The sequence below is a fragment of the Streptomyces barkulensis genome (assembly GCF_002843305.1).
In the GTDB taxonomy this organism is placed as follows: Bacteria; Actinomycetota; Actinomycetes; order Streptomycetales; family Streptomycetaceae; genus Streptomyces; species Streptomyces barkulensis.
This window is the reverse complement of record NZ_PGSG01000030.1, coordinates 31,187-56,387: the sequence shown is the minus strand read 5'-3', so window position 1 is coordinate 56,387 and position 25,201 is coordinate 31,187. Positions and strand designations below refer to the sequence as shown.

Sequence of the window (25,201 nt, the reverse complement as noted above, 5' to 3'; positions counted from 1 at the left end):
CGGGTCCGCGGGTCTCAGGCCCGCGGACGGTTGAACCAGGCCGCCGACTCGGCGGAGGACAGCAGCACGATGCAGACGATGCCGAGCGCCAGCCACAGCAGCCCGAGCGGCAGCGTGAGCAGGCCGACCAGCACCAGGACGGCCGACCAGGCGATGCCCCAGATCCGCAGTCCGCCTCCGCCCTGCGGGAACTTCACGGCCAGCACGATGCCGGCGATCGCGTGGAGCAGGAAGAAGACGAACAGCGTGTAGTAGATCCCGGTGCCCACGCCCAGGTCGCCGTAGGTCTCCTCCAGGTCGTCCTCGGCCGCGGCGAAGGTGACGATCGCCAGCAGTGAGAAGAGGGCCTGGAGCCCGCCGGTGATGAAGAAGATCATGCGGGACGAGTTGACCTTGCCCGGCATCGCTCCGGGCGGCCCGCCGGGTGGCCCGCCGGGGGAGCCCATCGGGCCGGGCGGCGGAGCCAGCGGCTGGTCCCCGGGGCCGCCGTAGGGGCTGTGGTGCCCGCCCGGCGGGCCGCCCGGCCCGCCGGGCGGCCGGTCGTACGGGTTCTTCCGGTAGGGGTCGTTCGGGGTGTTCGGGTCGGAGCTGCTCATGGCGTTCTCCTCCGGTTCCTCCGGTTCCTCGGGGCGGCCTGTGCGGTGACCGGACGCCGAGGGGCCGTACCGCGATCCCCCCGCGGTACGGCCCCCGATGTCCGCGCCCTCGCGCGGCGCCCGCCGGGCGGGCCGCGCCACTCCCTCAGGGAGCACCCTTCCCCGTACCGGCCCGCGCATCCCCGGCAGATGCGCGGACGCGCCGGAACGGGGGAGGAACCGGCGGACGGGACTACTGCTGACGCTTCACGACGACGCTCTTGATCACCTTGTCGGCGAAGGTCTGCTTCTTGTCGTCCCACAGCGGCCACAGGTAGCCGATGTAGCAGGCCGCGCCGTCCAGGAAGTGCGCCAGCTTGCGCACGAAGGCCATGCCGAAGCCGAGCGGCTGCCCGTCGGCCTCCCGCAGCACGCTGATCTTCAGGGCCTTCTTGCCCGGGGTCTGCCCGGTCCTGCCCTCCTGGTGGACCAGCCACAGCTGGCCGGCCAGGGAGAGCAGGGCGCCGACGGCGATCAGCGGCCAGGCGCTGCCGGGCACATCGGCCGCGTTCTGCGCGCAGATCGTGTCACCGATCGGGCAGCTGTCGGCCGCGTCGATGATCGCTCCGAGGAACTGCGCGTATCCGATGGATATCAGGATTCCGGGGATCAGGCCGATGATCAGGCCGTCCAGCAGGGTCGCGCCGACCCGGGCGCCCCAGCCCGCGTACGGCGGCATGCCGCCGCCGTGGGGCTGCTGGGGGTAGTAGGAGGCGTACGCTCCGCCGGGCTGCTGGGGGTACTGCGGGTCCTGGTACTGCGGGTTCTGGGGCTGCTGGGGGTACGCGCCCTGCGGGGCGGCCCCCTGCTGCGGGTGGCCGTAACCGGGCTGCGGCGGGCCGTAGGGGTCCTGCGGGTGGCTCATGAGCGTCTTCCTTACGAGCGGACGGGAAACGGGGACGGTCGGGGCCGATGGGATGTCCAGGGGGACGTCCGAAGGAACACCGCGGCGCCCCCGCAGCTCCGCTGCGTGAGGAACGGGTCGTACAAGAGCGTGCCTCCCCCGTGCGCCGCACCCGTCGGCCCCCGCGGGCACGGCACCCGCGACCATGCTGGTGGGGATGGATGACGCTGTCCAGACAAGACGGGGAGCTGTGGCGAATCCGCAACGCTCCGGCCCGGCCGGCGACGTGGAACGAGGCGTTCCGCGACACTCCTCTCACTCTCCGTGCCGAAGGAGCCGAGTGGTGCGGACGCGATTGGAGACCGGGCCCCCGTATCCGGGAGGATGGCACCCATGACCGCCCAGATTCTCGACGGCAAGGCCACCGCAGCCGCGATCAAGACCGAACTCGCCGCCCGCGTAGAAGCCCTGAAGGCGCGCGGCATCCAGCCCGGCCTGGGCACGCTCCTGGTCGGCGACGACGTCGGCAGCCAGAAGTACGTGGCGGGCAAGCACCGCGACTGCGCCCAGGTGGGCATCGCCTCCATCCAGCGCGAGCTGCCCGGCACCGCCTCCCAGGAGGACATCGAGGCGGTCGTCCGCGAACTCAACGAGGACCCGTCCTGCACCGGCTACATCGTGCAGCTCCCGCTGCCGCGCGGGATCGACACCAACCGCGTCCTGGAGCTGATGGACCCGGCCAAGGACGCCGACGGGCTCCACCCGACGAACCTCGGCCGCCTGGTGCTCAACGAGCGGGCCCCGCTGCCGTGCACCCCCAACGGCATCGTCGAGCTGCTGCGCCGCCACAAGGTGGAGATCGACGGGGCGGACGTGGCCGTCGTCGGCCGCGGCATCACCGTCGGCCGCTCCATCGGACTGCTGCTCACCCGCCGCTCGGAGAACGCGACGGTGACCCTGTGCCACACCGGCACCCGGGACCTGGGGGAGCACCTGCGCCGGGCGGACATCGTGGTGGCGGCGGCCGGTGCGGCGCATCTGGTCCGCCCCGAGTACATCAAGCCGGGCGCGGCCGTGCTGGACGTGGGCGTCAGCCGGGACGCGGCGACGGGGAAGATCGCCGGTGACGTGCACCCGGACGTCGCGGAGGTCGCGGGGTGGCTCTCGCCGAACCCGGGCGGCGTCGGCCCGATGACACGGGCGATGCTGCTGGCCAACGTGGTGGAGGCGGCGGAGCGCGCCGCGGGTGCGGACCGTGTCGGCTGAGACGGGGGCCGAGCGGACCGGGGAGACCCGAGAGACCGGGGAGGCCGGGGAGACCGAGCAGAGCCGGGAGACCGAGCAGAGCCGGGAGGCCGAGCAGAGCCGGGAGGCCGGGGGGCGTGCCGGCGCCGGCCGGCGCCGGTCCCGGCGGTTCCCGCTGATCACCCGTGACACCGCCCGCCCCGAGGGGGGCGGGCGGGCGGCCCCCGGGGACGCCCCCGCGCCCGCGCGGCAGTGGCCGCTGCTGTGCGTGCTGGCCGGGACGGCCGCCGGCCTGCTGGTGACGCTCGGCCACTTCCGCGCGGGTCTGCTGACCGTCGGCCTGTCCCTGCTCACCGGCGCCGTGCTGCGCTGGGCCGTGCCGTCGGTGGGGATGCTCGCGGTGCGCTCCCGCTTCACGGACGTGGTGACCTACGGCGTGCTGGGCACGGCGATCGTGCTGCTGGCGCTGATGGCGCAGCCCGCCCCGGTGCTGGAGATCCCCTTCCTGGAGGACATCGTCCACTTCACGATCCGCTGACCGGGCAGGCGCCGACGCCGGGCCGTCGCCGTACCGCGGCCGGAACCGCGGCCGGGCCGTCGCAGCGGACGCGGACGCCCGCGCGGGGCGGAGGTTGGCCGATTCCGGACGGTATGACGGCGGGGATCCGGGGCAGGCGAATTCCCGTACCCCCCACGGGTGCGGTACGTCCCCCTCCGCAGCCGCCCGCCGCTCCCCCCTCCGGCGGGCGGCTGCCTCCGGGGCCGGGCCGTCGGATAGCCTGACGCCAGGTCTCTTGATGTAGAGATACGTTGGAGACCCAGCCGCCACTGTCAGGTAAACGGAGACCGCCATGACCCGCACTCCCGTCAATGTCACCGTCACCGGCGCCGCCGGCCAGATCGGCTACGCGCTGCTGTTCCGCATCGCCTCCGGCCAGCTGCTGGGCCCGGACGTGCCGGTCGCGCTGCGCCTCCTGGAGATCCCGCAGGGTCTCAAGGCCGCCGAGGGCACCGCGATGGAGCTGGACGACTGCGCCTTCCCGCTGCTCAGCGGTATCGAGATCACCGACGACCCGAACAAGGCGTTCGACGGCGCCAGCGTCGCGCTCCTGGTCGGCGCCCGCCCGCGCACCAAGGGCATGGAGCGCGGCGACCTGCTGGAGGCCAACGGCGGCATCTTCAAGCCGCAGGGCAAGGCCATCAACGACCACGCCGCGGACGACATCAAGGTCCTGGTCGTGGGCAACCCGGCCAACACCAACGCCCTGATCGCCCAGGCCGCCGCCCCGGACGTACCGGCCGAGCGCTTCACCGCCATGACCCGCCTGGACCACAACCGGGCCCTGTCGCAGCTCGCGAAGAAGACCGGCACCCCGGTGTCGGAGATCCGCCGCCTCACCATCTGGGGCAACCACTCGGCCACCCAGTACCCGGACGTCTTCCACGCCGAGGTCGCCGGCAAGAACGCCGCCGAGGCCGTGAACGACGAGAAGTGGCTGGCCGAGGACTTCATCCCGACCGTCGCCAAGCGCGGCGCCGCCATCATCGAGGCCCGCGGCGCCTCCTCGGCCGCCTCCGCCGCCAACGCCGCCATCGACCACGTCCACACCTGGGTCAACGGCACCCCGGAGGGCGACTGGACCTCCATGGGCATCCCCTCGGACGGCTCCTACGGCGTCCCCGAGGGCCTGATCTCCTCCTTCCCGGTCACCTGCTCCGGCGGGAAGTACGAGATCGTCCAGGGCCTGGAGATCAACGAGTTCTCGCGGGCGCGCATCGACGCCTCCGTGAAGGAGCTGGAGGAGGAGCGCGAGGCCGTCCGCGGTCTCGGCCTCATCTGATCCGGCCCCGCGCCGATCCCGCTTCGGGACACCCGCGCACCGAAGGCCCCGGCTCGGAGAGCCGGGGCCTTCGGCGTTCCGGCGCCGGGCCGCTCCCCGTACTCATCCGGGTGCGTCATGTAGTGCCCGCAATGTCCTCCATATCCGTTCATTACCTTAAATTCATTCACATAGGACCCTGATGATCATGGTTCCATGTGTGAAGCATGCCACTTGACATGGATTAAAAGATTGAACTCCTCGGTATGGGGCATGGGACCGGGTCGCTCGGCCCGCCGGGCGGCAAGAGCACCATGCGAGGAAGGCAGTACGGAACGTGTCGGCAATCGAGACCATGCACATCGACGGGGAGTGGCGCCCCTCCCTCTCCGGAAGAACCAGGGAGGTCCTCGACCCCGCCGACGCGACGGTGCTCGCGGTCGTCTCCGAGGGCGGCGCCGAGGACGTCGACGCCGCCGTCGAGGCCGCCCGCCGCGCCTTCGACACCGGCGTCTGGCCGCGCACCCCCGTAGCCGAGCGGGCGGCACTGCTGCGGCGCACCGCCGACCTCCTCCAGCGGGACCGCGAGCAGATCGCGCTCACCGAGTCCATGGACACCGGCAAGACCATCGAGGAGGGCCGCGTGGACGTCGACGACGTCACCGCCGCCTTCCGCTACTTCGCCGACCAGGCCGTGAGCACCTCCGGCGGACGCGTGGTGGACGCGGGCAGCCCGGACGTGCACAGCGTCGTCGTCCACGAACCGGTCGGCGTCTGCGCGCTGATCACCCCCTGGAACTACCCGCTGCTCCAGGCGAGCTGGAAGATCGCCCCGGCGCTGGCCGCGGGCAACACCTTCGTCGTCAAGCCCAGCGAGATCACCCCGCTGTCCACCGTCCACCTGATCCGGCTGCTGACCGAGGCGGGCCTGCCCGCGGGCGTGGCGGGCCTGGTCACCGGCGCGGGCGACCCGGTCGGCGCCCGCCTGTCGGAGCACCCCGGCGTGGACCTGGTCTCCTTCACCGGCGGCCTGGCCAGCGGCACCAAGGTGGCCGCCGCCGCGGCCGCCACGGTCAAGAAGGTCGCCCTGGAACTGGGCGGCAAGAACCCCAACATCGTCTTCGCCGACGCCTGCGCCACCGAGGAGGGCTTCGACACCGCCGTCGACCAGGCCCTCAACGCCGCCTTCATCCACAGCGGCCAGGTCTGCTCGGCCGGCGGACGCCTCATCCTGGAGGAGACCGTCCACGACCGCTTCGTCACCGAACTCGCCCGCCGCGCCCGCCGTATCCGGCTCGGCCGCGGCACCGAGCCCGGCGTCGAGTGCGGCCCGCTCGTCTCCCAGCAGCAGCTCGACAAGGCCGAGGAGTACGTCGCATCCGCGGTCGCCGAGGGCGCCGTCGTACGCTGCGGCGGAGAGCGCCCGGGGCCCTCAGACACCCTCCCGGCCACCGGCTACTTCTACCCGCCGACCATCCTGGACCGCTGCGACCGCACGATGCGCGTGGTGCGCGAGGAGGTCTTCGGCCCGGTTCTGACGGTGGAGACCTTCCGCACCGAGGACGAGGCCGTGGCCCTGGCCAACGACACCGAGTACGGCCTGGCCGGCGCCGTCTTCTCCGCCGACACCGCCCGCGCCCGCCGGGTCGCCGCCCGGCTGCGCCACGGCACCGTGTGGATCAACGACTACCACCCCTACCTGCCGCAGGCGGAGTGGGGCGGCTTCGGCCGCTCCGGCACCGGCCGCGAGCTCGGCCCCTCCGGGCTGGACGAGTACCGCGAGACCAAGCACGTCTACGAGAACCTGCGCCCCGCGCCGGTGCGCTGGTTCGCCGGCTGACCGCGCCCCGCCCACTTCCGGGCGCTCCGGCCCACTCCCGCGCATCCCTGACGCAACCCCTGTAGGAGCACCACCTTCATGCCCAGCAAGACCACCTACGACTACGTGGTGATCGGCGGCGGTACGGCCGGCTCGGTGATCGCCTCCCGGCTCGCCGAGGACCCCGGCACCACCGTCGCCCTCATCGAGGGCGGCCCCTCCGACGTCGACCGCCCCGACGTACTGACCCTGCGCCGCTGGCTCGGCCTGCTCGGCGGCGACCTCGACTACGACTACCCCACCACCGAGCAGCCACGCGGCAACTCCCACATCCGGCACAGCCGGGCGCGCGTGCTCGGCGGCTGCTCCTCGCACAACACCCTGATCTCCTTCAAGCCGCTGCCCTCGGACTGGCAGGAGTGGGAGGACGCCGGGGCGAGCGGCTGGAACGCCATCGCGATGGAGCCCTACTACCACCGGCTGCGCAACAACATCGTCGCCGTCGACGAGAAGGACCGCAACGCCATCGCCCGCGACTTCGTCGACGCCGCTCAGGCGGCCCTCGGCGTACCGCGCGTGGAGGGCTTCAACGCCAGGCCGTTCACCGAGGGCGCCGGCTTCTTCGACCTCGCCTACCACCCGGAGACCAACAAGCGCTCCTCCGCCTCCGTCGCCTACCTCCACCCCCACATGGAGGCCGGCGACCGGCCCAACCTGGAGCTGTGGCTGGAGACCTGGGCGTACCGCCTCCAGTTCGGCGGGGAGGAGGGCCGCCGCGTCACCGGCGTCCACGTCCGCACCGCCGACGGCGAGGAGAAGCTGGTGACCGCCCGGTGCGAGGTCGTGCTGTGCGCGGGAGCGGTGGACACCCCGCGGCTGCTGCTGCACTCCGGCGTCGGACCGGCCGGCGATCTGGAAGCCCTGGGCATCCCGGTCGTCCACGACCTGCCGGGCGTCGGCGAGAACCTGCTGGACCACCCCGAGTCGGTCATCGTCTGGGAGACCGACGGCCCCATCCCCGAGAACTCGGCGATGGACTCCGACGCGGGCCTGTTCGTCCGCCGGGACCCGGACTCGCCCGGTCCCGACCTGATGTTCCACTTCTACCAGATCCCCTTCACCGACAACCCCGAGCGGCTGGGCTACGAACGCCCCGCCCACGGCGTGTCGATGACCCCCAACATCCCCAAGCCCCGCAGCCGCGGCCGGCTCCACCTCACCAGCGCCGACCCCTCGGTCAAACCGGCCCTGGACTTCCGCTACTTCACCGACGCCGAGGACTACGACGCCCGCACCCTCGTCGACGGCATCCGCATCGCCCGCGAGATAGCGAGGACCGCGCCGCTGGACTCCTGGCTCAGGCGGGAGGTCTGCCCCGGCCCGGACATCACCTCCGACGAGGAGCTGAGCGAGTACGCCCGCAAGGTCGCCCACACCGTCTACCACCCCGCCGGCACCTGCCGGATGGGCGCGGCCGACGACGAACTGGCCGTCGTGGACCCGAAGCTGCGCATCCGCGGCCTGGACGGCGTCCGCATCGCCGACGCCTCGGTCTTCCCCACCATCCCCGCCGTCAACCCCATGATCGGAGTGCTGATGGTCGGCGAGAAGGCCGCCGAACTGCTCCGCGACGACCGCCCCGAGCCCGGCGACCAGCCCGGCGGGACCGGCGACGAGTCCCGCGACGAGTCCGACGAGACCACGACACCGGGAGGTGCCGCGTGACCGCAGCCCCAGCCAACCCCTCCGGCGCCCCCTCGGCGCCGGACACCGCGACGCCGCAGGCCGGCGACCCGGTGTTCTCCGTCCGGAACCTGTGGAAGGTCTTCGGCCCCAAGGCCGGCCGCGTCCCCGGCGACACCTCCCTGACCGGGCTGTCCGCCGCCGAGGTACGCGAGCGCACCGGCTGCACCGCCGCCGTCCGCGACGTCTCCTTCGACGTCGCCCGCGGCGAGGTCTTCGTCGTCATGGGCCTGTCCGGCTCCGGCAAGTCCACCCTGGTGCGCTGCCTGACCCGGCTGATCGAGCCCACCGCCGGCACCCTCCACATCGACGGCGAGGACGTCCTGGCCATGGACCGGGCCCGGCTGCGGCAACTGCGCCGCACCCGCGCCGCCATGGTCTTCCAGCACTTCGGCCTGCTGCCGCACCGCACCGTCACCGACAACGTCGCCTACGGCCTGGAGATCCAGGGCGTGGGCAGGGCCGAACGCCGCGCCCGCGCCGCCGGGATGATCGAGAAGGTCGGCCTCGCCGGACTCGGCGAGCGCCGCCCCGGCCAGCTCTCCGGCGGCCAGCAGCAGCGCGTCGGCCTGGCCCGCGCGCTCGCCGTCGACCCCGAGGTCCTGCTGTTCGACGAGCCGTTCAGCGCACTCGACCCGCTGATCCGCCGCGACATGCAGGAGGAGGTCATCCGGCTCCACCGCGAGGAGGGCCGCACGATGGTCTTCATCACCCACGACCTGTCCGAGGCGCTGCGCGTCGGCGACCGCATCGCGCTGATGCGCGACGGCGAGATCGTCCAGCTCGGCACCCCCGAGGAGATCGTCGCCGCACCGGCCGACGACTACGTGCGCGACTTCGTCCGCGACGTGCCGCGCGAGCAGGTCATCTCCGTGCGCCGCGCGATGCGCCCGGCGCTGGCGGGCGAGGCCGACACCGGTGTGGCCCTCGCCCCCGGCACGGTCGTCGCCGAGGCGATCGAGGCCGTGGCGCGCAGCGGCGAGCACGTCCGAGTGGTGGAGGACGGCCGCACCCTCGGCGTCGTCGACCACGCCCGGCTGCTGGCCGTCGTCGCCGGACTGGACGCGGACGCGGACGCGGACCCGGGCACGGACGCGGACGCGGGCACGGACCCGGGCACCGCACCGGACCCCGGCGGATCCCATACCGCCGGCGGGGAGGTGGCCGCCGTATGACGACCGCCACCCCCGCCCCCTCCTCCCCGGCCCCGGAACCGGGGAAGCTCAGGAAGACCGGGAAGCCGGAGGAGTCCGGCAGGACCGCGCCCACCGCCACCGCCTCCGGCTCCGGGCCGGACCGGGAAGGACCGCCGGGCCGCCCCGGTCCGGCCGCCCGCCCGGCCGCCCGCAGGCTCCTCGTCCTCGCCCTCCTCGCCCTCGTGGCGATACCCCTGGCCGCCTCCGCGTGGGGCAGCGGAAGCTGGCCGGACGCCCTGACCTACGACGTCCGCCCACCACTGGACGAACTCGACGCCTGGCTGGTCGACAACCGCGAGTCGCACTGGCTGTTCCTGTACTTCCTGCTGCACGTCAGCAACAACGCGGTCCTGGCCGTCGACGGCGTCCTCGCCCTCCTCCAGGGACTCGGCTGGACGGGTGTGACGGCCGGCGCAGCCGCCCTCGCCTGGTTCGCCGGCGGCGCGGACCTCGGCCGCCGCGCCCTGCGCACCGCCGCGACCGCCCTGGGCACCTTCGCCGTGATCGGCCTGCTGGACCTGTGGGCGCCCGCCATGGAGACCCTGGCTCTGATGGCCGTCGCCGTCGCCGCCGCCGCACTGATCGGCGCGGCGCTCGGCCTGGCCGCCGGACTCTCCGACCGCTGCGAGCGGCTGCTGCGCCCGGTGTTCGACACCATGCAGGTGATGCCGGCGTTCGCCTACCTGCTGCCGTTCGTGCTCCTCTTCGGCATCGGCACGCCCTCGGCACTGATCGCCACCGTCATCTACGCGGCGCCCCCCATGGCCCGCCTCACCTCGCTCGGCCTGCGCGGCGCCGACCCGGCCGCGCTGGAGGCCTCCGCCTCGCTTGGCGCGAACGCCTGGCAGCGGCTGCTCACGGCCCGGCTGCCGCTGGCCCGCCGCCAGATGCTGCTGGGGCTGAACCAGACCATCATGATGTGCCTGTCGATGGTCGTCCTCGCCTCGGTCATCGGCGCGGGCGGCCTGGGCGACGAGGTCTTCACCGCCCTGTCGCGGGTGGACGTCGGCCAGGCGCTCGGCCCCGGCGTCGCCATCGTGCTCATCGCGATCTGGCTGGACCGCACCACCGCCGCCGCGGGCGCGCGCCTGGACGACACCTCGGCCCCCGCGAGCCGCGGGCGCGCCTGGACGGTACGGGCCGCCGCCGCGGCCCTCGTCGCCGCCGCCTCGGCGGCCGGCTCGGCCGCCCTGGGACGGCAGTGGCCCGAGCAGTGGACCGTCAGCGTCTCCGCCCCGGTCAACACCGCCGTCGACTGGATCACCGACAACCTCGGCTCCGGCATCCCCCTGATCGGCGGCACCGTCACCTGGTCGGAGAACTTCGCCCGCTGGGTGCTCAACCCGCTGCGCGACGGACTCCAGGGCGCCCCCTGGTGGCTGCTGCTCCTGGCCGCCGCCGCCCTCGCCCTGCTGACCGGCACCTGGCGCACCGCCGCGACCGCCGTGGCCGCGCTGGCGGCGATCGGCGCGATGGGCCTGTGGCCCACCTCGCTCAACACCCTCTCCCAGGTGCTCGCCGCACTGGTGGTCACCCTGCTGCCGGGCGTCGCGATCGGCGTCCTGGCCGCCCGGGTGCCCTGGGTGGACCGGGCCATCCGGCCGGTGCTCGACGTGATGCAGACGATGCCGCAGTTCATCTACCTCATCCCGGTGGTGGCGCTGTTCAACGTCGGCCGCACCGCCGCGATCATCGCCGCCGTGGTCTACGCGCTGCCCGCGGTCATCCGCATCACCGCCCAGGGCGTCCGGGAGACCGACCCCGGCGCGCTGGAGGCCGCCCGCTCCATGGGCGCCTCCACCGGCCAGCAACTGCGCCACGTCCAGCTCCCGCTGGCCCGGCCCGCCCTGCTGCTGGCCGTCAACCAGGGGGTCGTCCTCGTCCTGGCCATCGTCGTCATCGGCGGCCTGGTGGGCGGCGGCGCGCTCGGCTACGACGTCGTCTACGGCCTGCAGAAGAGCGAACTGGGCATCGGCCTGACCGCCGGCGCGGCGATCGTCTGCCTCGGCGTGCTCCTGGACCGCGTCACCCAGCCCGCCGCCACCCGCGACCGGCGCTGAACCGAGACCGGAGCTGACCCGAGACCCCCGAAACCCACCCCCCTTTCCGTACGACAGAAGGAACCGTTCCCCATGCACAGCAAGCGGATACGCACCACCCTGGCCGCCGGATCGGCCGTCCTCGGCATGGTCGCGCTCAGCGCCTGCGGCGCCGCGGACACCGGCGCCTCCTCCTCCGGCGGCGGCGACACCGTCACCATCGCCGTCCCCTCCTGGGTCGGCGCCGAGGCCAACGCGGCCGTCGCCAAGCACATCCTGGAGGAGGAGCTGGGCGCCAAGGTCAAGCTCCAGCAGATGGACGAGCCGGTCGCCTGGGACGCGCTCGACAGCGGCAAGGTCGACGCGATCCTGGAGGACTGGGGCGGCGTCCCCAAGAAGGAGAAGCGCTACGTCGAGGAGCGCGAGACGGTCGTGGCGGCCGGCGACCTCGGCGTCACCGGCCACATCGGCTGGTTCGTGCCCAAGTACTTCGCGGACGAGAACCCCGACGTCACCGACTGGAAGAACCTCAACAAGTACGCCGACGAGCTCAAGACCACCGAGAGCGGCGGCAAGGGCCAGCTCCTGGAGGGCTCGCCGTCGTACACCACCAACGACGACGCGATCATCAAGAACCTCGACCTGGACCTCAAGACGGTCTACGCGGGCAGCGAGGCCGCCCAGATCACCCAGATCAAGAAGTACGTCAAGGAGAAGAAGCCCTTCCTGACGTACTGGTGGACGCCGCAGTGGCTGAACGCCGAGATCGACTTCGTCGAGGTGAAGCTGCCCGAGTACACCGAGGGCTGCGACGCCGACCCGGAGAAGGTCGCCTGCGCCTACCCCAACACCCCGCTGCAGAAGTACCTCAACGCCGACTTCGTCAAGGACGGCGGCGACGCCGCGCAGTTCCTGAAGAACTTCAACTGGTCGACCGAGCAGCAGAACCAGGTCGCCAAGTGGATCGCCGGCGACGGCATGTCCTCGGAGGACGCGGCGGCCAAGTGGGTCAAGGAGAACAAGTCCACCTGGGAGAAGTGGCTCCCGTAAGGAGCCGGCCGCCCCGCGAGGGGCAGCCCCCCACGGCCACGGGCCCGGAACGCGAGGTGCGTTCCGGGCCCGCCGTTCGTCTACGGACCTATTCCTCGGTCTCGGCCACGAAGCTGCCGAGCCCCGGCACGGTGTACGTGGCGCCCTCCGTGCGCAGCCGGGTGAGCACCTTCTGCGCGGTGGCCTGTGCGATGCCGAACTCGGCCTGCAACTGGATCACCGAGGGCACGCGGGTGCGCGGCGGGTAGGTGCCGTCGGCGATCCGCTGCCGGATCACGTCGGCCACCTGCATCCACCGGGGTACGTCGGAGGCGAAGTCGATCAAGGGGTCAGCCGTCTGAGGTCTTGGGCTCGGGAACGACGTAGGAACCCTTGCCGGGCACTGTGTAGACGAGCTCGCGCTCCCGCAGTTCGCGCATGGCGCGGCGCGCGGTCATCTGGGCGATCCCGTACTCCTCGGAGAGGCGGGCCGGAGTCGGGATCATCCGGTCCGGCGCGTACTCACCGCTCGCGATCTTCGCTTCGATCACATCCGCCAGTTGCATGTACAGCGGGCGTCCCGACTCCGGATCAAGGCTCATGCCTTGAAGCTAGCTAGCCATACAACAGTTCGCATGGCTAGCTCTATCTATATCGTGATACATCTAGATGCATCACGGTGTGATTTGCTTCACGCCGGAACGGAAAGACCCCCGCGACCGACGCAACCGGTCCGGGGGCGTGGCCACCAACTACACAGGAGTTGATGACGTGCGCGACCTTATCGCGCGTGCCCTCGGACGGGCACGCCGTCCCGTCCTCGCAGCGCTGTTCGCCCGGCTGCTTCCGGCCAGCGGCCGGCACCGCAGGACCCCCGTCCAGGCCCCGGCGCCCCTGCGCCGGACGGCCTCCGCCCGGCCCGCGCCGACCGGCACGAGGGCCGTCGCCCGGATCCCGGCGCCGCGTTCGCCGTACAGCCGCGAGCAGGCCCGGCCGCCGGCCGGGGCGGACCCGGCGCTGGTGCGACCGTACTGGGCGGCCCATGAGCGGACGGCCCACGAGCAGGCGGCGCGGCGGCGACGGCGGGTGCTGTGGCTGGCGACCATGGGCCTGGACCTGGACACCCGGAACATCCACGCGACGGCCGGGGGCGCCCGGTGGTGAACGAGACGGAGTACCGCTCCCCGTCCTGTGTGATCGGCCGACACGGGCACTGCGCCGACGGCGAACCGCGCGACAGCGGTGTCCCCGGCGTCCGCCACCTGGTGTGCGCCTGCCCGTGCCACCCCGCGCCGGAGGCGCCAGAACCCGCCGCCGCGCCACCTCCCGGCGCCGGGCACTGGTACCGGCTGTGCTGGACCGTACGGCCGGAGCAGGACCCGTACCGGCTCCTGTCGCGCGTGCTCCACGGCGTACTGCTCGGGCAGGACGTGCCCGCGATACTGCGCGGGATGCGCGGCTGCCTGGCCCCGCCGGCGTTCCACGACCCGGCCCGTGTCCGGGCCGAGGCGGACACCGGGCGCGGCTGGAGGTACGAGACCGCCGCCCTCACCATCCACGCCCGCCGTATCGCCGAACCGGCCCGACCCGCCGAACCCGCCGACCACACAGCCCCGTTCGGCTGCCCGGACCGGAGGGGGTGCCGGGAGTGATGTCACACCGCACGCGCCGTAGGCGCCTGGAGTCGTGCACCTGGACCACCCTCCTGGTGGCCGTCTCCACCGTGGCCGTGGTCCTCCTGGCCCAGGCCGCCCACCGCGGCTGACCCGCACGGCCCCACGTACACCCCGCCGGGTGGGGAGGGCGCTCCCTCCCCACCCGGCATGGAGCGGGAGGCGAGGACGCATGTCCGAGCCGTCGGAGCAGTCGTACGCCGATAGATTGAGCACATGTCACGCAGGGTCGAGAGCATCGCCGTCACCGGTTACAAGTCGATCAGGGCGACCGAGCTGACCCTGGGACCGATCACCGTCCTCGTCGGCCCCAACGGCGCGGGCAAGAGCAACTTCATCGACGCGGTCGAACTGCTCGGACGCATCGCCGACGGGGACCTGCGGATGGAGGTCGGCCTGCGCGGCGGGGCGGAGGCCATGCTGCATGACGGCGCGAAAGGGACCGCCGCACGCATCGGGCTGCGAGTGCAGGCCAAGGACGGGCACCTGGGCAACGCCTACGAGGCGGTTTTGGTGCCTGCCGCGCAGGGGGAGCTGGTCTTCGAACGCGAGGTGGTGGAGTTCCACGACTCCATCAGCTACGAACAGCCGTGGAGAGAGGAGATCGGCAGAGGCAACCGGGAGTCCCGGCTGCCGGAAGCGGCCGAGTCCGGTCCACACGGAGTCGGGGGAGTCGCCCGGCACACGCTCTCGATACTGCGCGGCTGCCGCGTCTACCACTTCCACGACACGACCCGCAACGCGCCGGTGAAGCAGGCGGGTTACGCCTCCGACTCGGAGGCCCTGCACCCGGACGCCGGCAACCTCGCGGCCTTCCTGATGAGACTGAAGAAGGAGCACTCGGCGGAGTACCGGAAGATCGTGCGCACGGTCCGTTCCGTCGCGCCGTTCTTCCGCGACTTCGTGCTCGCCGAGGACTCCGGCGAACGGGTGCGCCTGCGGTGGAAGCAGTTCGGCTCCGACACCGTCCTCCCGGCGGAGGCCCTGTCCGACGGCACCCTGCGGTTCGTCTGCCTGACCACGCTCCTGCTCCAGCCGCAGCCCCCGGCGCTGCTGGTCCTGGACGAACCGGAACTCGGCCTGCACCCCGCCGCGATCAGAGTCCTGGCGGAATCGCTCCGGACGGCCTCGGTGCGCAGCCAGGTCCTCCTGGCCACCCAGTCCGTCACGCTGCTCGACGAGTTCACGCTCGACGAACTCGTCGTCGCCGAACGCACCGACGGCGCGACGGAACTGCGGCGTCCGGCCCCGGAGGAACTGGCCGCATGGCTCGACGACTACTCGCTGGGCGACCTCTGGCTGAAGAACCTCCTGGGCGGGCGCCCCAGGCCCGAGCGGAAGCGGCGGGGGTGACCGGGGTGCGGCAGGCCTGTGTGCTGGTGGAGGGCCAGACGGAGGAGAACGTCGTCGCGAGGCTCCTCCAGCCCGAACTGAGCGAGCGCGGTGTGTGGCTCACCCCGGTGGTGCTCAAGACGCGCCGCGCGGCCGGGCAGCCCCACAACCGCGGTGGGGTGAGTACGTGGTCGAGGATCGAGCGTGACATCCGGGCGCTGCTGCGGAACTCGGCTGTCGACACGGTGACCACCCTGCTCGACTTCTACGGATTGCCCTCCGACACCCCGGGATATTCCGACATGCCTGCCGGAGACGCGTACGCGCGGGTGGCGCACGTGGAGAAGGCCATGGCACGGAGCATCGGTGATGCCCGCTTCCTGCCGTTCCTCGTTCTGCACGAGACGGAGGCGTGGGTGCTCGCGGCGGCCCGCGAGCTCGCGGAGCTGCTCGAATCACCGAAGCTGGGAGACGAACTGGCGGCACAGGTCAAGGCCGCGGGTGGCCCCGAACTCGTCAACGACGGTCCCGACACGGCTCCGTCGAAGCGGATCCTCAAGGCGTGCCCGGAGTACCACAAGGTCGTGGACGGCCCCGACGCGATCGAACTCCTCGGCCTCGACGCGCTGCGCGCCGCCTGTCCGCACCTCGACGCCTGGCTGAAGCGGCTCGAATCGGATGGCTCCTGAGCGCCGTCCTGGGAGAGGGGACGCCCTCCCCGCCGGACCCTGGTGGACCGGAGCGTGCGGCGGCTTGGGCCGGACTCCACCCAGCCCCCCACGCTGGGCGGGTTTCTGGAACGGTCGTCCGCACCGAGAAGAAGGTCCGTGCCTGTGCGACCGTTTACCTGCGGGTTCCCCGCCCGTTCTCATCCGGCCGCCCACGTCAGGGAGTTCACCATGCCGTGCCGTTCCGTCCTGTCCGCGACCGCCCTCGCGGCCGTCCTGCTCATGGCCGTCTCCGGCTCCGACGCCCCCTCACCGTCCCCGGAGGCGGGCGACCGGCCGGTGGGAGCCCCGCAGGACACGTCCGGGAAGTCGGGAGAGGGCCGGTGGACGGGCGCGTCCGCTGCTCCGGTGCTCAAGGATGTACGGGTGAGCGGCCACGACGCTTACGACCGGGTCAGCTTCGAGTTCGCGGACGGAGTGCCGGACTACTTCGCCGAGTACGTGGACACACTGCGCCACGGCGGGCTCGGCGAGGAGGTCCGCATCACCGGCGAGCACCGGCTGAAGATCGTCTTCGTCGGAGTCACGCCGCGGAGCACCTTCGAGGACCGGGAAGGCACCTCCGTCGTCCGCGAGATACGCGATCTGGGGGTCTTCGAGGGAGAGATGGGCGTGGGGATCGGGGTGGACCCCGAGGGCGACGGCCGGGCGGGGTTCCGGGTGAAGGCCGACGAGAACCGGATCGTCGTCGACATCGCGCACGGGCGAGCGAACCCGCAGGACTGACACCGGCCGGAGGGTTCCATGGGGACCCCGGGGCCTTGTGGATCCGTTCGCGGAGGGGGTCAGTCGAGGCAGAACTCGTTGCCCTCGATGTCCTGCATCACGATGCACGAGTCGTGGCCGTCGTACAGGAGCCGTACGCGTACCGCGCCGAGCGGGACCAGCCGCGTGCACTCGGCCTCGAGCGCGGCCAGGCGCTCGTCACCCACGAGACCGGTGCCGACCCGCACGTCGAGGTGTACCCGGTTCTTGGCGGTCTTGCCCTCGGGGACGCGCTGGAAGAACAGCCGCGGGCCCGCACCGGAGGGGTCGACGCAGGCGAACCACGAATCCCGCTCCTCGGGCGGCAGCGAGCCGCTGTAGTCGTCCCAGGTGGCGAACCCCTCCGGGGGCGGCGGTACGACGTACCCCAGCACCTCGCACCAGAAGCGGGCGAGGCGCTCGGGTTCCGCGCAGTCGAAGGTGATCTGGAGCTGTCTGACCGATGCCATCGGGCAACCGTAAGCAAGGTGTCCCCTCCGCTCAACTTTATTTGGCGACAGGAACGTTGACGGGAGGGGGCCCCATGCGGCCGCCGCCGTGCCGTACGGCGGGGGGCGAGCCGGAGCCGATGCGTCAAAGGGACTTGCCCGCCGTTCCGGAACGGGCCCCTGTCACGGTTCCGGCGCGGCGAGACGCACGTACGGCGCGATCTGGTGGGTGGGAGCCGGAGCAGTCCGTGAATCAGGAAGGCATCCTTGATTCAAGGAGGTGCGGGGATGGATGAGGGAACGGACCTGAGGGAGATCGGGCGGCGGATCGCCCATGAGCGCGGTCATGCGGGAATGAGCCAGCGGGAACTGGCCGCCCGCGCGGAGCTGAGTCAGCCGACGCTGGCCCGTATCGAACAGGGCGGGCGGCCGGTTCTCACGCTCGCGGAGGTGGACCGGATCGCCCGGGCGCTCGATGTGCCCCTGACGCTGCTCACCCGGGGGAACCCGGTGCGCGAACGCATGAAGGTGGCCGCGCGAGCAGTGCGGGACGCGGAGGAGAGCCTTCGCCGGGCCACCCGCCGCGCGGAGGACATCCTGGCCCTGGACGACCGCATGGACGCGTTCGAGCCGATGGAGCCGGTGGGGGAGCGGCGCGGGAGCGGCAGGCAGTCGGGTTCGGAGTGTGCTCTGCCGCCCGCCGCGCTCCCGGCGGAGGACCAGGGCAGGCTTCTGGCCGAAGCGGTCAGGAAGGAGCTGGCCCTCGGGCTGGGCCCCGTACTGGATCTGACCGAGCCCGCCGAGACCGCGCTCGGCGTCGACACCGCCGTCATCGACCTCCCGGAGGAGGTGTCCGGGTTCACCGCGCTCGACCCGGACCGCGGAGTCACCCTGGTGCTGGTCAACGCGGCCCACGTTCCGGAGCGCCAGCGGTTCACCCTCGCGCACGAGCTGGGGCACGTCCTGTTCGGTGACGGGATGGAGGCCCATCTGGTCGACGGTGAGCGGACCTTCGAGGAACGCCGTTGCGATGCCTTCGCCCGCCATCTGCTCGCGCCGGCGGAGGGGGTCAGGCGGTGGATGGCGGAGCACGCCGCAGGCCGGCCCGGGCGCAAGGAGTGCGCCATGGCCGCCCGTCACTACGAGGTCAGCCTGAAGGTCGTCCTCACCCAGTGCGAGCAGCTCGGTCTGCTCACTTCCGGGGAGAGCCGGGAACTGGAAGGGCCGACCGGGCGCCAGCTCGCCTGGTCCTACGGCTGGGGCCCCGAGTACCAGGCCGCCTGCGAGGCGGCGTCACGGGTGCGTCCGCCCCGGCGCATCCTGGAGCGGGCGGTCAAGGTGTACAGGTCGGGAAAGACCGGTGTACGGGCCGTGGCCGCACTCGGTGGCGACGATCCGCGTACGACCGAGCGGGAACTGGCCGAGGCCGGGATCACGCCGCCTCCGCCGCCTGCTCCGAAGCGGCTCGACGTGGCGGCCCTGATCGCCCGTCGCAGCGGCGGAAAGGGTGCGACCGGTGCACCCGGGTGAGGACGGGAACGACCGGCGGTGAGCGATGCACCGGAGGAGGGAAGCGCTGGGGGCGCTTCGATGAGGGACCCGGTCTGTGTGCTGGACGCGGTGGTGTGCGTGCACTTCGCCGGGGCGAACCTCAATCGGGTGCTGACAGCTGCCCTCGAATACGCCGAGTGGACGGTTCTGGTGCCGCAGGAGGTCTGCGACGAGATCCGTGGCAAGGGTCGCAAGTACCCCGGGCTGGAGAAGCGCTGGGCGGCTCTCGAGAGCAGTCGGTACGTCAGGGTGCTGCCGAGGCTGGTGATCGGTGAGGCGTCACAAGCCCGGGCTGTACAGGTGCTTGAGGCGCTACGGGACGCGGAGTTCGAGCAGGCGATACGTCAGCCCAAGGATCTGGGCGAATGCGTGGTGGTCGCGCACGGGGTGCGGCTGCAGGAGCACGGGCATCAGGTCGCGCTCCTGATGGACGACAGAGGCGGTCCGGCCATGGCGGCGGACTGGGACCTGACCTGCGCCACGATCGAGGACGTACTGGTGCCGGCGGTCCATGCGGGATGCTTCCGGACCGTGGAGGAACTGGCGAAGGCGTACCGGAAGCTCCAGGAACACGGGTCGGGGTTGCCGGACTTCCGTGACACCCCGTTGGAAGCGGCCTTCCGTCACTGGGAAGAGGGCGCGCAGGCGCCGTGGGCCGGCTGTGGGAGCGGCCGACGGCCGTACGGTCGCCGGCGCCATCCGCGACCGGGACGGCGCCGGCGCGCGAGGTCACTCCGGGCGGAGGATGGAGGTGTCGATCTCCAGGCCGAACGGCTCGGGGAGCGTGAACTTCTCCCCGAACAGCACGCGGTGCTCCACCCGGTAGCGGCCGGAACCGTCCGGCTCGGCGAACACCGTCGCGCTCCCCTCCCCGTCCAGCGGGTCCACCAGCAGGTAGAGCGGTACGCGCGACCGGCCGTAGCCCTGCGCCTTGTTCTTGCGGTCGCGCAGGACCGTGGACATCGAGGTGATCTCACCGACGAGCAGCACGTCCTCGGCGGGGACCTGCCACTCCCGGGCGTCGCGCAGCACGGCCGACTCGCAGATCAGCAGATCGGGGACGTAGCGCTCGCCGGTCGCCGGGAGGGCGACGGTGGTGGTGTTGGTGACGGACCAGCCGCGTTCCCTGGAGTGATGGGCGAGAAGATAGTGCAGCTCGCTGTAGATCCAGTTGTGGTAGTTCGTGGGCGTCGGTGAGATGACGATCTCCCCCCCGATGAGCTCGGCTCGCTGACCCTCGGGCAGTTCGATCTGCGCATAGGTCCGGAGCATGTCGTGCGACTCCTGGTCGGGCAGCGGCGCCGTCATCACGAGACCTCCCATGGTGGGCCCCCTCTCTGTGGCTGTGCACGTTCGTGCCGGACTGCCTGCCTCACGGGGGACGCCACCATCATGCGCCAGACGAGGGCCTCGATGCCGGAACCCGTCCCCCGCCGGGACAACGATCCGGCGGGGGACGGGACACGGGCGGGGCGGGATGGGGAGGCGGAGGGCCTCAGAAGTCGGCGCGAACCTGCTCGTCCACCCGGCCGACGGACTCCAGCTCGTACATCTCGGTGTACCGGTCGCGGAGGTACTCGATGTCGGCGTCGCGGGCCTCGGCCTGCTCGCGGGGGTAGAGCAGGATCAGCTCGTAGGAGCGCTCGCCGTTGATGGAGCCGGTCCTGTCGCGCCACTGGCCGTAGCCCTCCTGGAGGGTGAGGCCGTCGGGGAAGCGCGGGGTGACGTACTCGTTCAGGAAGTCCATGAACTGCTCCTCGGTGATCGGCGGCTCGCCGCCGTGGCGGCCGGTGCCGAAGAAGAGCTGGGTGCGCACGTACGGCTTGGTGTGGGGGGACTGGTACGTCCCGGACGTCCCGGACGTCCCGGACACCTCGGCGCGGGCGGCGGCGGGTCTGGCGTCCCCCGCCTGGAGCGTGGTGGTGAACGCGGTGGACGCGCCCGCCGCGCAGAGCAGGGCCGCCAGCAGAACGGCGAGGCGGGTGCGGCGGGCGGGGCGGGAGGTGTGCGGTGTCATCGGGACTCCGTCGGCTCGGTGGGCGGGGGGTGGGCTTCTCCTTCGCCGGTCCGCTCGCGCGGGAGTTCCCGTGTGAGCAGCACGGCCAGGTCTTCGGTGGTGCCGCGCAGCGCGCGCGGCACCCGGCGGCCCTCCCCGACGGCGGCGACCGCCTGCCGCAGGGAGTTCAGGGCGCGTACGGACCCCATGCGGGGAGCGCTCTCCGCCAGGGCGGACAGCAGGGCGTCCGTCTCGCGCCACGCGCCCGCGCGGGCCAGGACGCGGGCGAGGTCGGCGGCGAACAGGGCGCGGTAGGCGGGGCCGCCGTCGGACGCGACGGCCGCGTGGAGCAGGGCCGCGGCCCCCTCCGCGTCTCCCAGGTCGGCCAGGACGAGCCCGTGGTGGCCGTCGAGTTCGGCGCGGTCGAACCACCAGCTCCAGGCGGGGTCCCGCTCCGAGGGGCCGTCCGCGGACATCTCCCGGGCGGCGTCCAGGGAGCGCATCGCCCGCGCCCGCGCGCCGAGCTGGGCGTACGCGCGTGCCTGGCGCACATGGAACAGGGCGGCCACCCGCGGCGGCAGGTCCCGCCCGGCCAGGACGGCGGAGGAGGTGCGCAGGGACGCGCGGGGGCGCATGAGGTGGGCCTGCTGCATGCTCAGCACGGAGAGCACCAACAGTTCGATGGAGCGCTCCTCCTCGGGCAGGCGGCGGGTCAGGGCGAGCGCCCGCCGGTTGAGGCGGTACGACGGCCCGTGCCGCTCGGCGTCGAACAGGATCCAGGCGGCGACCTCGAAGAACTCCGCGAGGTCCGCCGGGTCGGCGAGGCCCGAGATCGCCGTGTCCGCCCCGTAAGCCGCCTCGGCCGCCTCGACCGCCCGCACGGACCGCAGCGCCAGGGGGGCGGCGTGGCGTGCTCCCAGCGTCCGGTCGAGCGCGAGGAGTTCGGCCGTCATGGCGCGGACGTCCGGCGGGGAGGGCGGGCGGGGTTCCATCGGTTTCCTGGCGGGTTCGGTCCTGGCGGAGCCAGGAGTCAGGAGGCGGGGATCGGGAGGCAGGGGCAGGAGTCAGGGATCAGGGGTGATCGCTTCCCTGCGGCGCTGCGGCCCGTTCGGAGGCCGCCTGTTCGGAGGCCGCCCGTTCGGCCGCGGCCCGTGAGGCGGCCGGGCGGGCGGCGGGGAGCCGGGCGAAGGCCCTGGCCACCTCGGACAGCCAGGCGACCTCCTGCGCGAAGTCTCCCGAGCCACCCGAGTCGCCGGAGCCGCCCCGGTGTTCGGCCGACGGGGGCGGTGCGGCGGGTAAGGAGGGCGCGGGGCCCTCCGGGGTCCCGGCCCGCGCGTCGAGGGCGGACCTCAGCAGCCGGGCCTCGTAGGCCGGAGAGCCCCGTTCCGCGCCGCGCGGCAGATACGGGCCCAGGGCGTGGCAGCCGTCGAGGATCTCGATGACGCGCCGGTGGAGCCGGTAGTCGAGGCCGGCCGGCGGGAGCAGGTCCAGCGGCCGTCTGGGCGGCGGTTCGAGCGCGATCGCCGGCACCGCCTCGTACAGGGCCCACCACAGGGGGCGCAGCCGCAGGTAGGAGCGGTAGCCGCGCAGCCGGCCGGAGAGGGCGGGCCCCCAGGACGGCACCGTCCAGCCGAACACCTGCAGCAGCGCCCCCACGCTCCCGGCCAGCCAGTACGCGGGCTCCCAGGCGCTCATGTCGTGGCCGAGCTGGGTGCCGGTGATCTGGGTGTAGCGGATGGCGCAGTAGAGCAGGATGAGCGAGGCGCCGGCGGTGACCGTCCACATGCCCGCGCGCAGCCAGGTGCGGCGGGCGATGCGCGCGTAGCGGTAGGACAGCCGTACGGCCCCGACCTGTCCCACCGCGCAGACGGTGATGTAGAGGAGCAGGTATCCCGCGTAGTCGCGGTCCTGCATGTTGCTCAGCAGGGTGCCCTCGGCGGAGGCGGTCTGCCGGTAGGGCTCCACGACGAAGAACAGCACCACCAGGACCGCCAGCGCGGCGGAGAACGCCAGCACGCGCCGCCGGGCCAGGGCCGCCGCCCGCTCGGGCGGATGCGACCAGTGGACCAGTACGACCTGCTGGGCGGCCGTCAGCACGACCACCGCGGCCTGGGTCAGGAGCGTGGTGAGGTTCGGGTAGCCGAACAGGCGGGAGACGTCGTCACGCAGCCAGTTGAGGTCGATGAGGAAGCTGATCCCGGAGCACAGGAAGTAGATCTCCAGGGCCCACAGGGCCGGGTCGCCCCTGCGCCGCAGGAGTTCGGGGAGCTTGTAGCAGAACGCGGCGAGCCCGACGAGGGCGCACAGATGGGACAGGACGTCGTAGATCATCCGCGGCCGACGACGCTTTCCACGCGGGCCATCACGGTGGCCTCCTCGGGCGGCAGGGCGTCGGCGTCCTCCGGGTCGGGGGCGGCCTTGCGGCGGGCGTGCGCCAGGATGAGCGACGCCATCATCTCGGCCTCCTGCTCGGCCCTGTCGTCGTAGGCGGAGCGCTTCAGCGACCTGCGGACGAGGTCCGGATCGGCCTCCGGGAAGAGGTGCGCCGGCACGGCCGGCCCGGGGAGCGCGCCGAAGTCGTGCTCGCAGATGATGTGGGAGAGCTCGTGGGCGATGATGTGCTCCTGGTGGGGCCTGCTGGTGTTCGCCCGGTAGACGATGACGTCCGTGTCCGGCAGGGCGATCCACAGGCCGTGGAGCAGCGGCTCCTCCAGCTCCATCGGGACGAGGCGGATGGTGCGCCCGCGCCGGCGGCCCACCTGTTCGCAGACGGCCGTGATGCCCTCGGCGTTCACGAAGCCCGCGGTGTCCGCGGCGTTGTCGTGGCCGGGGACGATGCCGATCTCGGCGAGGCGTCTTTCGCAGGCGCGCTGCATCTCCCGGAACCGGGCACGGCGGCGGCCCGGTAAGCGCAGGGGGGACGCTGCCACCGATGTGTCCTTTCCGGCGTCTCCCGCATCGCGCGGCGTCGCCTTCGGGGTCCTGGAGGGGACGGCGCCGTGGGGCGGTCGGCGGGTGTCGGTTCTCGGCGCCTCCTGAGAGATCGTCACCATCCGCCGGGGCGTGCGCAACCCACCGCCGCGATTGCGGCACGGCCGCCGGCAAGTTGGCTCAAAGACGACCCCGGCCGCCGTGCAGTCCGGCCGCCAGTTCCGCGACGGCGGCGGAGGCGCGGGCGTGGAGGGAGCCGCCGAAGGTGACGCGGGAGGCGCCCAGGGCGCCCAGTTCGGCGGGGGAGGGGGAGCCGGGGCGGCACAGGGCGTTGACCGGGGCGCCGATCCGCGCGGCCAGTACCGGCAGATGGTCCGGGGGCGCGGCGATGGGGAAGACGCACTCGGCGCCCGCCGCCGCGTACAGCCGCCCGCGCTCCACCGCGGCCGTCAGCGGGTCGTCCGCGCCGCGCAGATAGGTGTCGATCCGGGCGTTGACCAGCAGCCGTCCGCCCGACGCCGCGCACACCGCGGCCAGCCGCTCCGCCTGGCGCCCCGGATCGGCCAACCCCCGTGCGGCCGGTCCGGAGTCCTCCAGGTTGCAGCCGACCGCCCCGGCCTCCAGCAGCCGCTCGGCGATCTCCCGCGGGGCCAGCCCGTAGCCCCGCTCGATGTCGGCGGTGACGGGGACGTCCACCGCGCGGACGATCCGGGCGACGGCCGCGAACATCTCGCCGGGCGGGGTGCCCTCGCCGTCGGCGTACCCCAGGGTGGCGGCCACAGCGCTGCTGGAGGTGGCCAGCGCGGGGAAGCCCGCGCCGGCGAAGGCGCGGGCGCTCACCGCGTCCCAGACATTGGGCAGGACCAGGGGCGCGTCGCCGTGGTGGAGGTGGAGGGCGCGGAAGGCGTCCACCGCGCCCCGGCTGCCGTCGGTCACCCCTGGCTCTTGTCCCTGAGCGAGCCCGGGACGGCGCGGGTGGCCACCTGGAAGCGGTTCCAGGCGTTGATGGAGACGATCTGCGAGATCAGATGGGCCAGTTCGGTCTCCTCGAAGTTCTTCGCCGCCCGCTCGTAGACCTCGTCCGGAACGTAGTGCCCCTGCGGTGTGCCGCCGTCCAGCCGGGTGACCGCCTCGGTGAGGGCGAGTGCGGCCTGCTCCTTGTCGGTGTAGAGGCCCTGGGCCTCCTCCCAGGCGTCGAGCAGGTCCAGTTTGAGGTGGTCGATGTCCAGCTTGCGGGCGTCGGTCAGGTGCATGTCGATGCAGAAGGCGCACTTGTTGAGCTGCGAGGCGCGGATCTTGACCAGTTCGGCGATGACCGGGTCCAGCCCCTTCGACGCCGCTGCCTCGAAGGAGGCCATCCCCTTGTACACCTCGGGGACGAGCTTCCAGAGGTTCATGCGCGGGCCGTGTTCGTGAACTGTCGTCAT

Annotated in this window: 26 protein-coding genes; 14 read left to right on the top strand and 12 right to left on the bottom strand. The window is 72.6% G+C overall.

Annotated features, from left to right (window positions below):
* Positions 1–14: 14 nt before the first annotated feature.
* Positions 15–596 carry a hypothetical protein gene (locus tag CUT83_RS07755; RefSeq protein WP_143688509.1) on the bottom strand — a complete coding sequence of 194 codons (582 nt, stop codon included), beginning with the start codon at positions 594–596 and terminating at the stop codon, positions 15–17.
* 232 nt (positions 597–828) lie between these two features.
* Positions 829–1,500: an RDD family protein gene (locus CUT83_RS07750; protein ID WP_101255149.1), complete on the bottom strand. Its 672-nt coding sequence runs from the start codon at positions 1,498–1,500 to the stop codon at positions 829–831.
* A 372-nt stretch (positions 1,501–1,872) separates the two neighbouring features.
* Here CUT83_RS07750 and CUT83_RS07745 point away from each other — a divergent pair, with 372 nt between their 5' ends.
* From CUT83_RS07745 to CUT83_RS07710, 8 genes are all read left to right on the top strand, one after another.
* Positions 1,873–2,745: a bifunctional methylenetetrahydrofolate dehydrogenase/methenyltetrahydrofolate cyclohydrolase gene (locus tag CUT83_RS07745; protein ID WP_101255148.1), complete on the top strand. Its 873-nt coding sequence runs from the start codon at positions 1,873–1,875 to the stop codon at positions 2,743–2,745.
* A complete protein-coding gene (locus CUT83_RS07740; RefSeq protein ID WP_240957989.1) occupies positions 2,735–3,262 on the top strand; it encodes a DUF3017 domain-containing protein in 528 nt (175 codons plus the stop codon). Before CUT83_RS07745 ends, CUT83_RS07740 begins: the two co-directional genes overlap by 11 nt.
* Positions 3,263–3,575: 313 nt before the next feature.
* Positions 3,576–4,565 (top strand): malate dehydrogenase, encoded by a 990-nt coding sequence (locus CUT83_RS07735; protein WP_101255146.1) that lies wholly within the window; start codon positions 3,576–3,578, stop codon positions 4,563–4,565.
* Positions 4,566–4,899: 334 nt separating this feature from the next.
* Positions 4,900–6,384 carry an aldehyde dehydrogenase family protein gene (locus tag CUT83_RS07730; protein ID WP_173915041.1) on the top strand — a complete coding sequence of 495 codons (1,485 nt, stop codon included), beginning with the start codon at positions 4,900–4,902 and terminating at the stop codon, positions 6,382–6,384.
* 78 nt (positions 6,385–6,462) lie between these two features.
* Entirely contained in the window at positions 6,463–8,088 is a 1,626-nt protein-coding gene (locus CUT83_RS07725; RefSeq protein ID WP_101255144.1) for a GMC family oxidoreductase, read from the top strand.
* 71 nt (positions 8,089–8,159) lie between these two features.
* Positions 8,160–9,281, top strand: coding sequence for a quaternary amine ABC transporter ATP-binding protein (locus tag CUT83_RS07720; RefSeq protein WP_240957998.1), 1,122 nt, complete (start codon positions 8,160–8,162; stop codon positions 9,279–9,281).
* Positions 9,278–11,362, top strand: coding sequence for an ABC transporter permease subunit (locus CUT83_RS07715; protein WP_101255142.1), 2,085 nt, complete (start codon positions 9,278–9,280; stop codon positions 11,360–11,362). Before CUT83_RS07720 ends, CUT83_RS07715 begins: the two co-directional genes overlap by 4 nt.
* 72 nt (positions 11,363–11,434) lie before the next feature.
* Positions 11,435–12,391: an ABC transporter substrate-binding protein gene (locus CUT83_RS07710; protein ID WP_101255141.1), complete on the top strand. Its 957-nt coding sequence runs from the start codon at positions 11,435–11,437 to the stop codon at positions 12,389–12,391.
* A gap of 88 nt (positions 12,392–12,479) precedes the next feature.
* Here CUT83_RS07710 and CUT83_RS07705 read toward each other — a convergent pair whose 3' ends face one another.
* Together CUT83_RS07705 and CUT83_RS07700 are read right to left on the bottom strand one after the other, a co-directional pair.
* The gene (locus tag CUT83_RS07705; RefSeq protein WP_240957991.1) at positions 12,480–12,716 is read right to left on the bottom strand and encodes a GntR family transcriptional regulator; all 237 of its coding nucleotides are present in this window, start codon (positions 12,714–12,716) and stop codon (positions 12,480–12,482) included.
* A gap of 4 nt (positions 12,717–12,720) precedes the next feature.
* Positions 12,721–12,972, bottom strand: coding sequence for a GntR family transcriptional regulator (locus CUT83_RS07700; protein WP_093851134.1), 252 nt, complete (start codon positions 12,970–12,972; stop codon positions 12,721–12,723).
* Between the two features lie 169 nt (positions 12,973–13,141).
* On the opposite strand from CUT83_RS07700, the gene CUT83_RS07695 reads away from it, so the two are divergent.
* The 5 genes from CUT83_RS07695 to CUT83_RS07675 all read left to right on the top strand — a co-directional run bounded on the left by CUT83_RS07695 (position 13,142) and on the right by CUT83_RS07675 (position 16,829).
* The gene (locus CUT83_RS07695; protein WP_101255140.1) at positions 13,142–13,534 is read left to right on the top strand and encodes a hypothetical protein; all 393 of its coding nucleotides are present in this window, start codon (positions 13,142–13,144) and stop codon (positions 13,532–13,534) included.
* Positions 13,531–14,022, top strand: a complete 492-nt coding sequence (locus CUT83_RS07690; protein WP_165869496.1) for a hypothetical protein — start codon at positions 13,531–13,533, stop codon at positions 14,020–14,022. Before CUT83_RS07695 ends, CUT83_RS07690 begins: the two co-directional genes overlap by 4 nt.
* Before the next feature lie 237 nt (positions 14,023–14,259).
* Complete coding sequence (locus tag CUT83_RS07685; RefSeq protein ID WP_101255138.1) at positions 14,260–15,396, top strand: AAA family ATPase; 1,137 nt, start codon at positions 14,260–14,262, stop codon at positions 15,394–15,396.
* The gene (locus CUT83_RS07680; protein ID WP_240957992.1) at positions 15,393–16,064 is read left to right on the top strand and encodes a DUF4276 family protein; all 672 of its coding nucleotides are present in this window, start codon (positions 15,393–15,395) and stop codon (positions 16,062–16,064) included. The genes CUT83_RS07685 and CUT83_RS07680 overlap by 4 nt, the downstream gene beginning before the upstream one ends.
* Positions 16,065–16,274: 210 nt before the next feature.
* On the top strand, positions 16,275–16,829 hold the full coding sequence (locus CUT83_RS07675) for an AMIN-like domain-containing (lipo)protein (RefSeq protein WP_101255137.1): 555 nt from the start codon (positions 16,275–16,277) through the stop codon (positions 16,827–16,829).
* 59 nt (positions 16,830–16,888) lie between these two features.
* Here CUT83_RS07675 and CUT83_RS07670 read toward each other — a convergent pair whose 3' ends face one another.
* Complete coding sequence (locus CUT83_RS07670; RefSeq protein ID WP_101255136.1) at positions 16,889–17,317, bottom strand: VOC family protein; 429 nt, start codon at positions 17,315–17,317, stop codon at positions 16,889–16,891.
* A gap of 267 nt (positions 17,318–17,584) precedes the next feature.
* On the opposite strand from CUT83_RS07670, the gene CUT83_RS07665 reads away from it, so the two are divergent.
* Entirely contained in the window at positions 17,585–18,826 is a 1,242-nt protein-coding gene (locus tag CUT83_RS07665) for an XRE family transcriptional regulator (RefSeq protein ID WP_101255135.1), read from the top strand.
* A gap of 750 nt (positions 18,827–19,576) precedes the next feature.
* Here the strand turns inward: CUT83_RS07665 and CUT83_RS07655 are convergent.
* From CUT83_RS07655 to CUT83_RS07625, 7 genes are all read right to left on the bottom strand, one after another.
* Positions 19,577–20,170 carry a Uma2 family endonuclease gene (locus CUT83_RS07655; RefSeq protein ID WP_101255133.1) on the bottom strand — a complete coding sequence of 198 codons (594 nt, stop codon included), beginning with the start codon at positions 20,168–20,170 and terminating at the stop codon, positions 19,577–19,579.
* 172 nt (positions 20,171–20,342) lie between these two features.
* Complete coding sequence (locus tag CUT83_RS07650; RefSeq protein WP_101255132.1) at positions 20,343–20,864, bottom strand: DUF3574 domain-containing protein; 522 nt, start codon at positions 20,862–20,864, stop codon at positions 20,343–20,345.
* A complete protein-coding gene (locus tag CUT83_RS07645; protein ID WP_101255131.1) occupies positions 20,861–21,835 on the bottom strand; it encodes an NsdA family TPR-like regulatory protein in 975 nt (324 codons plus the stop codon). The genes CUT83_RS07650 and CUT83_RS07645 overlap by 4 nt, the downstream gene beginning before the upstream one ends.
* A 79-nt stretch (positions 21,836–21,914) precedes the next feature.
* Positions 21,915–23,174 carry an MAB_1171c family putative transporter gene (locus CUT83_RS07640; RefSeq protein ID WP_194074700.1) on the bottom strand — a complete coding sequence of 420 codons (1,260 nt, stop codon included), beginning with the start codon at positions 23,172–23,174 and terminating at the stop codon, positions 21,915–21,917.
* On the bottom strand, positions 23,171–23,773 hold the full coding sequence (locus CUT83_RS07635) for a M48 family metalloprotease (protein ID WP_143688508.1): 603 nt from the start codon (positions 23,771–23,773) through the stop codon (positions 23,171–23,173). The genes CUT83_RS07640 and CUT83_RS07635 overlap by 4 nt, the downstream gene beginning before the upstream one ends.
* A gap of 181 nt (positions 23,774–23,954) precedes the next feature.
* Entirely contained in the window at positions 23,955–24,710 is a 756-nt protein-coding gene (locus CUT83_RS07630) for an isocitrate lyase/PEP mutase family protein (RefSeq protein WP_101255129.1), read from the bottom strand.
* Complete coding sequence (locus CUT83_RS07625; RefSeq protein WP_206282641.1) at positions 24,707–25,201, bottom strand: carboxymuconolactone decarboxylase family protein; 495 nt, start codon at positions 25,199–25,201, stop codon at positions 24,707–24,709. The genes CUT83_RS07630 and CUT83_RS07625 overlap by 4 nt, the downstream gene beginning before the upstream one ends.

Coding starts and splice junctions, on each gene's coding strand:
- CUT83_RS07655 (WP_101255133.1), bottom strand. CDS start 20,170: ATGGGAGGTCTCGTGATGACGGCGCCGCTGCCCGACCAGGAGTCGCAC.
- CUT83_RS07710 (WP_101255141.1), top strand. CDS start 11,435: ATGCACAGCAAGCGGATACGCACCACCCTGGCCGCCGGATCGGCCGTC.
- CUT83_RS07645 (WP_101255131.1), bottom strand. CDS start 21,835: ATGGAACCCCGCCCGCCCTCCCCGCCGGACGTCCGCGCCATGACGGCC.
- CUT83_RS07725 (WP_101255144.1), top strand. CDS start 6,463: ATGCCCAGCAAGACCACCTACGACTACGTGGTGATCGGCGGCGGTACG.
- CUT83_RS07675 (WP_101255137.1), top strand. CDS start 16,275: ATGCCGTGCCGTTCCGTCCTGTCCGCGACCGCCCTCGCGGCCGTCCTG.
- CUT83_RS07650 (WP_101255132.1), bottom strand. CDS start 20,864: ATGACACCGCACACCTCCCGCCCCGCCCGCCGCACCCGCCTCGCCGTT.
- CUT83_RS07670 (WP_101255136.1), bottom strand. CDS start 17,317: ATGGCATCGGTCAGACAGCTCCAGATCACCTTCGACTGCGCGGAACCC.
- CUT83_RS07665 (WP_101255135.1), top strand. CDS start 17,585: ATGGATGAGGGAACGGACCTGAGGGAGATCGGGCGGCGGATCGCCCAT.
- CUT83_RS07685 (WP_101255138.1), top strand. CDS start 14,260: ATGTCACGCAGGGTCGAGAGCATCGCCGTCACCGGTTACAAGTCGATC.
- CUT83_RS07755 (WP_143688509.1), bottom strand. CDS start 596: ATGAGCAGCTCCGACCCGAACACCCCGAACGACCCCTACCGGAAGAAC.
- CUT83_RS07750 (WP_101255149.1), bottom strand. CDS start 1,500: ATGAGCCACCCGCAGGACCCCTACGGCCCGCCGCAGCCCGGTTACGGC.
- CUT83_RS07745 (WP_101255148.1), top strand. CDS start 1,873: ATGACCGCCCAGATTCTCGACGGCAAGGCCACCGCAGCCGCGATCAAG.
- CUT83_RS07730 (WP_173915041.1), top strand. CDS start 4,900: ATGCACATCGACGGGGAGTGGCGCCCCTCCCTCTCCGGAAGAACCAGG.
- CUT83_RS07735 (WP_101255146.1), top strand. CDS start 3,576: ATGACCCGCACTCCCGTCAATGTCACCGTCACCGGCGCCGCCGGCCAG.
- CUT83_RS07625 (WP_206282641.1), bottom strand. CDS start 25,201: ATGACGACAGTTCACGAACACGGCCCGCGCATGAACCTCTGGAAGCTC.
- CUT83_RS07700 (WP_093851134.1), bottom strand. CDS start 12,972: ATGAGCCTTGATCCGGAGTCGGGACGCCCGCTGTACATGCAACTGGCG.
- CUT83_RS07715 (WP_101255142.1), top strand. CDS start 9,278: ATGACGACCGCCACCCCCGCCCCCTCCTCCCCGGCCCCGGAACCGGGG.
- CUT83_RS07640 (WP_194074700.1), bottom strand. CDS start 23,174: ATGATCTACGACGTCCTGTCCCATCTGTGCGCCCTCGTCGGGCTCGCC.